The organism is Salinivibrio sp. MA427 (assembly GCF_001996115.1).
In the GTDB taxonomy this organism is placed as follows: domain Bacteria; phylum Pseudomonadota; class Gammaproteobacteria; order Enterobacterales; family Vibrionaceae; genus Salinivibrio; species Salinivibrio costicola.
Map to the genome: position 1 here is coordinate 1 of NZ_MUFH01000157.1, position 6,452 is coordinate 6,452.

General features: G+C 51.6%; 4 protein-coding genes and 1 pseudogene. 1 reads left to right on the plus strand and 4 read right to left on the minus strand.

From position 1 onward, the window contains the following. Positions 1-504: 504 nt before the first annotated feature. Complete coding sequence (locus tag BZG79_RS10430; RefSeq protein ID WP_077774344.1) at positions 505-1,827, minus strand: Ig-like domain-containing protein; 1,323 nt, start codon at positions 1,825-1,827, stop codon at positions 505-507. A gap of 243 nt (positions 1,828-2,070) precedes the next feature. After that, positions 2,071-2,967: a LysR family transcriptional regulator gene (locus BZG79_RS10435; protein WP_198532927.1), complete on the minus strand. Its 897-nt coding sequence runs from the start codon at positions 2,965-2,967 to the stop codon at positions 2,071-2,073. 102 nt (positions 2,968-3,069) lie between these two features. Between BZG79_RS10435 and metE the strand changes: the two genes are divergently transcribed. Next, the gene (gene metE, locus BZG79_RS10440) at positions 3,070-5,340 is read left to right on the plus strand and encodes a 5-methyltetrahydropteroyltriglutamate--homocysteine S-methyltransferase (RefSeq protein WP_077774346.1); all 2,271 of its coding nucleotides are present in this window, start codon (positions 3,070-3,072) and stop codon (positions 5,338-5,340) included. A 102-nt stretch (positions 5,341-5,442) separates the two neighbouring features. Here the strand turns inward: metE and BZG79_RS10445 are convergent, their stop codons facing one another. Beyond that, positions 5,443-6,057 carry an OmpA family protein gene (locus BZG79_RS10445; protein ID WP_077774347.1) on the minus strand — a complete coding sequence of 205 codons (615 nt, stop codon included), beginning with the start codon at positions 6,055-6,057 and terminating at the stop codon, positions 5,443-5,445. Positions 6,058-6,070: 13 nt separating this feature from the next. Continuing rightward, positions 6,071-6,452, minus strand: a pseudogene (locus tag BZG79_RS10450) (TadG); the annotation flags it as partial.

Sequence of the window (6,452 nt, forward strand, 5' to 3'; positions counted from 1 at the left end):
TCGGCCAACACGATGTCGTTGGTGGTGGTGCCATCGCTGACGCTGATGGTGTCACCGGCCACGGCACCCGCTGGCAAGTCGACGTTGACGTCGACCTGGCCATCGAGCTCGTCACTGCTGATCACGCCATCATTGTTGGCGTCTTCGGTGATGGTGACCGTCGGCGCGCTGTTGTCCTCACCCGCCTGGGTGTCGAGCACGGCGCTGTCGCTGCCTTCTGCCGAGGTGTTGCCGAACTGGTCTTCCAGCACCGCTGTCACGGTGAGGGTTTCACCTTCCGCTGGCGCATCGAACGAGGTCGCGACGCTGCCGTTGCTGATGTCGGTGTCGGCCAACACGATGTCGTTGGTGGTGGTGCCATCGCTGACGCTGATGGTGTCACCGGCCACGGCACCCGCTGGCAAGTCGACGTTGACGTCGACCTGGCCATCGAGCTCGTCACTGCTGATCACGCCATCATTGTTGGCGTCTTCGGTGATGGTGACCGTCGGCGCGCTGTTGTCCTCACCCGCCTGGGTGTCGAGCNTCGGCCAACACGATGTCGTTGGTGGTGGTGCCATCGCTGACGCTGATGGTGTCACCGGCCACGGCACCCGCTGGCAAGTCGACGTTGACGTCGACCTGGCCATCGAGCTCGTCACTGCTGATCACGCCATCATTGTTGGCGTCTTCGGTGATGGTGACCGTCGGCGCGCTGTTGTCCTCACCCGCCTGGGTGTCGAGCGTGTGCGTGGAGGTCGCGGTGCTCTCTACCGTATTGCCCGCGTCATCCGACGAGCTAACGACCACCTCGAACTCAGTGTCCGCCGCCAGGTCGCTGCCGGCCACGTCTACACTCCACTCGCCGTTTTCATCCACGGTGGTGGTGTAGTCTTCGCCGTTGATGGTCATGGTCACCACATCGCCTTCGCTGATGTCGCCACCTGTCGCCGTACCGGTGACCGTGATAATCTCGCCCGCTTCTTGCGCGTTGATCACGTTATCGTCGGTGATGTTGTTCACGCTGACCGTGCCGGCCTCAGCGCTAGTATCAACCTCAGCTTGATCACTCCCCGGCGCGGAGGTGTTGCCGGAGGTGTCGGTAATGGTGGCTTCTACGGTTAATGTTTCTCCGTCTGCAGGAGTGTCTGGCAGTGTGATGGTGACGGTGCCGTCTATGATATTTTGCTCGGTAATCGCCGAGGTTTGACCATTTACGGTTAATACATCGCCCGGATTAGCACCTGTATCGGACAGATCGATCATTACCTGGATCCCATCACCAAGCTCTTGCCCACTAATAATGCCATCGTTGTTAGCATCATTAACAATGGTCACGCCAGGGATTCCGGGAGCGGTGGTGTCAATCGCAAGCCCCGCTCCTCCTTCTGCATCGCTACCAATCGCCCCGTTGTTGGTTGCAAGCGAATCAGTATCAAATCCTGAGCTTGCAATGGTCTCGCTTCCATCACGCTCAACATTGACATAACTCCATGAGCCACTGCCGGCTGGAGCGTCACCACCAGCGGCGGTCGCTTGGTCATCTTCAATGGTGATCTCACCTTCACCATCAAGGATTTGTTGCTGAATCTCGGCTATTTCATCTTGAACATCTTGCGGCAATCCATCGAGCACGGCGCCGGACTGCTCTCCCTGAGCCTCAACGGCGAGTAATGTTCCGTCGCTAAGTACAATAACAGCCTCACTGTTATCTGGTAGAACCAGCTCGGTTCCAGACGGAAAAGACGTACCTTCGGTCACTGTCATTGGCGTGCCATTGACAAGCAGTACACCATTTCCCTGGATACTTTCGACGTTTACATTGCGAGAGAGCGAGATTGATTTCATAGCCGGGACTCTTTATCCATAAAAAATGTGAGGTGCATTCAAAGTCTATCACTTGCATTATCTAAGGAATTAGACTTCTTCGAAAGCAATTTTACGCCGAAATGTGCACTTTGTACGGCTCAAAATTGAGACAATACGTAAGTATAGGTGGGTGTTTGAAACGGCGCGAAACTATGCTCTCAAACCATGCCCTTAAAGTATGCTCTTAAATGTCACTATTAACGGGATTGAGTGTTTTATCTCTTAGTCACATCGATGCATTACGGTTGAACTGGCTTTTTCGATGAAGTCTTGGATGTAATCATCTCTTTGTCCCTCGCGTACACCCAAATGGATCGATTTATGAATGCCTGTTTTGCCCATGCGAATAATATGTAGGTTTAAACGCTGTTGATATTCCAAAGCCAGCCATTTGGGGAGTGCCGCGATCCCGCGCTCAGCGGCAACCATTTGCAGCATGATATCGGTTGTTTCTATGGTTTTGTGTTTGCGCGGTGCACAGTGCGCCGGCGCCAAAAACTGGGTAAAGACATCTAGACGCGATTGATCAACAGGGTAGGTAATCAGCACTTCCTGTGTTACTTGCTGAGGATCAACATGGTCAAACGCCGCGAGTGCACTTCGTCCGCTCGCCACCAGCACCTGTTCGTAATCAAACACGGATACGTATTCTATGCCTGGTTTAAGTAAGGGATCGGGTGTGACGAGCACATCAACCTCATGGCCAAACAATGCACCTAAACCACCGAATTGGAACTTTTGTTTGACGTCAACATCCACATCCGGCCATTGATGTAAGAAAGGCTCAACCACCTTAAGCAACCACTGATAACAAGGGTGACACTCCATGCCGATGCGCAATGTACCGCGCTGGCCTTGAGCAAATTGTTTAAGCTGCTGTTCAGCGTGCTCGAACTGAGGAAGCATACGCTCAGACAGCGTAAGCAAGTACTCACCCGCTCGCGTGAAATGAAGCTGCCGTCCGGATTTTTGCCACAAGCTAATCCCGAGCTGGCTTTCTAGCTTTTTCATCGCATGGCTAATCGCGGACTGGGTGAGATAAAGCGTCTCTGCGGCTGCGGTAAGCGACCCTTGCTCTTTGATCGCACGCAAAATATGAAGGTGGTGACGTTCTAACATGCCTATTCCATGACTAAAATTCATTGATTGATGAAATAATGCCATTTTAGTTCATAACGAGAAAGCCCTATGCTGAATTCAATCCAAAAGGAGGACGTATAGATGGCTAAAACTCATAATCTCGGCTTTCCACGTATCGGCGCCCAGCGCGAACTTAAATTTGCACTCGAGCGTTACTGGCGTGGCGAATCATCCCAACAAGACTTAACCGATCTTGCGAAAGATCTGCGCCGCAGTCACTGGCAACAACAAAGTGAACTCGACATCGCTCCCGTTGGCGACTTTTCATTTTATGACCATGTACTCGACACCAGCTTTTTAGTCGGCAATGTCCCTGAACGTGTTGCCTCGCACCAAGACAATGACCTTGATAACTACTTCCGCGTCGCTCGTGGCCGCTCGGCAAACGATAGTGCTTGCCAGTGCGTGCATGCCGGTGAAATGACCAAATGGTTCGATACCAATTATCACTACATCGTGCCCGAATTTACCGCGCAAACAACGTTTAGTCTTCATGTTGAAAATCTATTGACGCAAATAGAAGAAGCCAAAATAACCGGTATAAACACCAAGCCAGTTTTAGTCGGCCCCGTGACTTACCTTTGGCTGGGCAAAGAAAAAGATGCATCGAACAAACTGGATCTGCTCGATAAGCTCTTGCCCGTGTATCAAACCTTACTGAGCAAGCTGGCAGAAAAAGGCATTGAGTGGGTCCAAATCGATGAACCGATCTTGGTCACGGAGCTCGCGCCTGAATGGCAGACGGCGCTGAAAACCGCGTATCGTGCTTTAAGCCAAACCAAGGTCAAGTTATTGCTGGCGAGCTACTTCGGCGAGCAAGCTGAAAATCGTCCATTGGCGCAATCGTTGCCCGTTGACGGCTGGCACCTAGATGCGATTCGTGGTCGAGGGGATGTGGATGCATACCGTGAAGCGCTTGGCGATAAGCACATCCTGTCTCTGGGTGTGATTAATGGTCGTAATGTTTGGAAAACTAACCTTGATGCCACGTTAGAATGGCTCGAACCGATTCATCAATCTTTGGGGGATCGCCTCTGGCTCGCGCCTTCTTGCTCTTTGCTTCATGTGCCAGTCGATTTGGCGAGCGAACAAAAGCTCGACCCTGAAGTAAAAAACTGGCTCGCCTTTGCCCATCAAAAGCTAGAGGAGCTGGATGTACTCGCTTGCGCGCTTAATCACGGCCGTCAAACCGTTCAGCCCGCGCTGGACAATAACCGTGAGGCAATAGAAAGCCGCCAGCAATCACCACGCGTACACAACCCTAAGGTGCAAGCCGCATTGGCAGCAATTACACCACAATTAGGGACACGGCAGCGTCCGTTTGCAGAGCGCATTCGCTTGCAACACGAGCAGCTCAACCTGCCACGCTTCCCGACCACCACCATAGGCTCATTTCCACAAACCAGTGCCATTCGCCAAACGCGCTTGCAATACAAGAAGGGCGACATTGATGCCGCCACTTATCAAGACATTATGCGCAAAGAGATCGCCCATGCGGTGGAAAAGCAAGAAGCGTTAGGGCTCGATGTGTTAGTGCATGGTGAGGCTGAGCGTAATGATATGGTGGAGTACTTTGGCGAACAGCTGGATGGGTATGTGTTCAGTCAGTTTGGCTGGGTGCAATCGTATGGCTCTCGCTGYGTSAAGCCGCCGATTTTRTTTGGTGATATTGAACGCCCTAAAGCAATGACAGTGGAATGGACCCAGTACGCGCAATCTCTGACTGATAAGCCGCTGAAAGGCATGCTTACCGGACCGGTCACCATTCTTAATTGGTCATTTGTGCGTGATGATCAGCCACGATCACAGACCTGTAACCAACTGGCGCTGGCGATCCGCCAAGAAGTGCAGGATCTTGAGAAAGCTGGCACTCAAATCATTCAAATAGATGAAGCGGCGCTGCGTGAAGGTTTACCGCTGCGTCGCAGTGAGTGGCAAAATTACCTCGATTGGGCAATCAACGCGTTTAAAATTGCCGCCAACGGCGTGAGTGACGAGACGCAAATCCATACCCATATGTGTTATTCCGAGTTTAACGATATCATCGCATCCATCGCGGATATGGACGCCGACGTGATCACCATAGAGACCTCTCGCTCGGATATGGAACTGTTGGACGCATTTGATCACTTTGACTATCCCAATGACATTGGCCCTGGCGTGTATGACATTCACTCCCCCAATACGCCAAGCCAAGCGCAAATTGTTGGGTTAATGGAAAAAGCCGCCGCCCGTATTCCTGCAGAAAGATTGTGGGTGAACCCAGATTGCGGCCTAAAAACCCGCCAATGGGATGAGGTTATCCCGGCATTAGAAAACATGGTTGCAGCGGCGAAAGCGCTTCGTCAGTGACGCTGCATCAGTGATACTGCGTCAGTAGCGCGAAGATCAAAACATCGTCAAACAAAAAAACGCGCCACGGATTGCTCCGGTGGCGCGTTTTTTATTCACATGTTATTGGCTAATACGAATATCAGCGCGGCGATTAATAGCACGCCCTTGCTCGGTGTGATTGGCAGCAGCAGGCCGTGTTTCACCTTGGCCGCTTAGCGTCACTGTGTTGCCATCATCCGACGAAATAAAGGGGACAACGGCGTCCGCTCGTTGTTGTGACAATTGCTGATTATAGTGTGCGCTGCCGATACTATCGGTATGGCCAGTTACCGAGATCTGTGATGGGTGCTTTGCTAACGTCTGCGCTAAGCGTTGCAAAATCGCTTGGCCTTGGGAAGAGACACGCGACGTATCAAAGTCAAAATGCACACGCGCTACCGGCGAATTGGGCGCTTGCTGCCAGTAAGCATGACTTTTAATAAAACTGGCACACTGTGGCGACACATCAAGCGCGTCAATTTGTGCCACCAGCCACTGGTGATTGGCGGTGGTTTGGGGGGCAACCGCGAGTAGTTTATTATCCTGATAGGTGCGCGCGATGACGCCCTCACCGGTCGTCACCTGATAACGTGCCGCCCCTTCTTGCATGACGCAGTAGGTATCAAATAAGGCGTCATTCGCCCACACGATATTGGGAAGGCTCAGTACGAGTGCAATTTTGATCCATTTAATCATTGAATGCTCCTTGTTATGGGGCGAGGTGGCCGATTTCTTCAGTAATAAGCTCGAGGATTTTATTTTTTATTTCATCTGGATTCTCTGCAGAAAATACATTGTCTTCACCAACACAAGACTCCATTTGAGGTGGAATATCCTCACTGTCAGCAAAACCTACCGCAGTCATCCTCGCTTTAACTGGCTCACCATCAACATTCAGGCTGTTTAAGTGCTCAATGATGTTGGTACACATGTCAGCCTCAATTAGCTTGTCGGTTGTGTCGGTAAAATTATCCGCCCCATCAGACAATAAAATAATCAAACGCCTTGGGTTTGCCCCTACTTCAACCATTTGTGCACCACGAATAATGCCAGCATAAGAAGATGTTCCGCTAATCTGGCTACCTCTAATT